Genomic DNA, 1,896 nt, shown 5'->3' with positions numbered 1-1,896 from the left:
CGGATGCTGCGGGCGGGCGTGCCGGGCGTGCCGGGCGTGCCGGGCGGAATGCCGGTCGAGGGCGCGGGCCCCGACCGGATGCTGCGGGATGCCGCGGGACCGGGCCGCTGGAAGTCTGGGCGCCTAACGCAGGTCGGCGGTGATGGCGGCGGCCGCAGCCGTGAGCCGGGCGCCGATCTCGGCGGCGCTGCGCCCGGTGCCGAGGTAGACCACGGCGAGGGCTGCCGGCGCCTCGCCCGGAACCGTCAGCGGCACGGCGACCGACGCCAGCCCCGGGATGACCTCGTCGTGGCTGGTGGCGAAGCCCCGTTCTCGCACGGAGTGCGCCTCGCTGCGGCGCGCCTCGTCGCCCAGCCCGGCCCACTCGTCAGCGGAGAGCACCGACTGGATGGCGATGGCCGGCGCCCCGCGATCGAGCGGATGCCGCGTGCCCGGGCGCTGCGCGACCGTCGCATGCGCCTGCCTGGGTTCGACGCTGACCAGGGTGACGACCTCCCGCCGGTCGAGCACGGCGACGAACGCCGTCATGCCTAGGTCGTTGGCGACGCTCGTCAGTTCGGGCAGCGCCGCGGACTGCAGGCCCCGGGAGACGCCGCGGGCGAGTGCGGCCATCCTCGGGCCGAGTCGGACCGCGCCGGCGGCATCCCGGATCACGACCCCGTGGTCTTCGAGCGTGCGCAGGATTCGATAGGCGATCGAGCGGTGCACGCCGAGGGCGGCGGCCACCTCGGCGATGGTCAGGGGCGTGTCGGAGTCCGCCAGAATCTCCAGCACACGGATGCCGCGGGACAGGGTCTGCGAATGCGGCACCGCTTTCGCAGCGGGCTGGCTGATCTCACTCGTTGGCGTCGACACGTCGCCATTCTCGCACCCGCGGCCCCGCGGCCCCGCGGCCCCGCGTTCTCGTCGCCCTCGCCCATGCCGTCGCCCATGCCCTCGCCCTCGCCCATGCCCTCGCGCTCGCCCTCGCCCATGCCTCCTCCCACCTCCCGTAACCTTCGCCCGTGCTAACTCCTGCAGATTGCCGGGCCGCGCAGCAACTTCCGCGGATTTCCGGGGGACCCTGCCGCGGCGGAGGCCGAATTGCAGGAGTTATGCGTTGCCTCCCGGGGCTAACTCAGGAGATTCGGTCGCGGGCGGCCGATTCCGCCCGGACGAGTGCGGCGGCAACCGGGTCTCATGGCGAATCTCCTGAGTTGGCCACCGTGCGCTGGCGCGCCGGAACTCCGGGTGAGTGAGACACGCGTGCGCTGGCGCGCTGGAACTCCGGACGAGTGAGACACCCGTGCGCTGGCGCCCTGGATCCGTGCGCCGACAGGCAAGACTCCCGGGCGAGACCGCCCTATCTTGGGGTCTAATGAGTGCGATCTGGGTGTCCGTGTCCGTGTGCGTGGTCGCTGCCATCGTGGCGGCCGGCCTGGGCGTCGTGTGCGCGCTGGCCGCGCTGCGCGGACCCGGCCGCACCCTCGTGGCCGTGCCCGCCATGGTGCTCATGGCGGCCTCGACCGTGGACATGGTCCTGCCGGGGACGCCCGGGTTGCACCCGCTGGCCTGGGTCGCGCTGATGGTCGCCGCGGCGCTGCTGGCCCTGCTCGACCGGCGACGGCGAGTCGCGGCCGCGCACCATGCCACAGCCCTGCTGCTGATGGCCGTGATGTGGGTCGCCATGCTGCCGGCCGCTACTGGTACAGGTGCCGGTACCGTCGCATCCGTCACCGCATCCGGCCCGGCGGGGCTGGTCGCCGCGGGCAGCCCCGCCAGCGACGGCGTGCTGCACGGCGTGGTGCACAGCGCGGTGCACGCGGCGGCACACGGCGGGCACGGCCTGGCGCTGTCCGGAGCGGGCGGACTGCTGCTCGGCGGTCTGGCGGCCGCGGCATCCGTCGCCCTGGCGGT

Annotated in this window: 2 protein-coding genes; one reads left to right on the top strand and one right to left on the bottom strand. The window is 74.2% G+C overall.

What is annotated here, in order from left to right; translation table 11 throughout:
* Positions 1–123: 123 nt before the first annotated feature.
* Entirely contained in the window at positions 124–774 is a 651-nt protein-coding gene (locus E3T37_RS15835) for an IclR family transcriptional regulator (protein WP_370261698.1), read from the bottom strand.
* 583 nt (positions 775–1,357) lie between these two features.
* Between E3T37_RS15835 and E3T37_RS15825 the strand changes: the two genes are divergently transcribed.
* A partial coding sequence (locus tag E3T37_RS15825) for a hypothetical protein (protein WP_198416060.1) occupies positions 1,358–1,896 on the top strand: 539 nt, incomplete at its 3' end.

The organism is Cryobacterium sp. TMT2-10, from assembly GCF_004403075.1.
Classification (GTDB): Bacteria; Actinomycetota; Actinomycetes; order Actinomycetales; family Microbacteriaceae; genus Cryobacterium; species Cryobacterium shii.
This window is presented reverse-complemented; position numbering and strand designations above follow the sequence as displayed.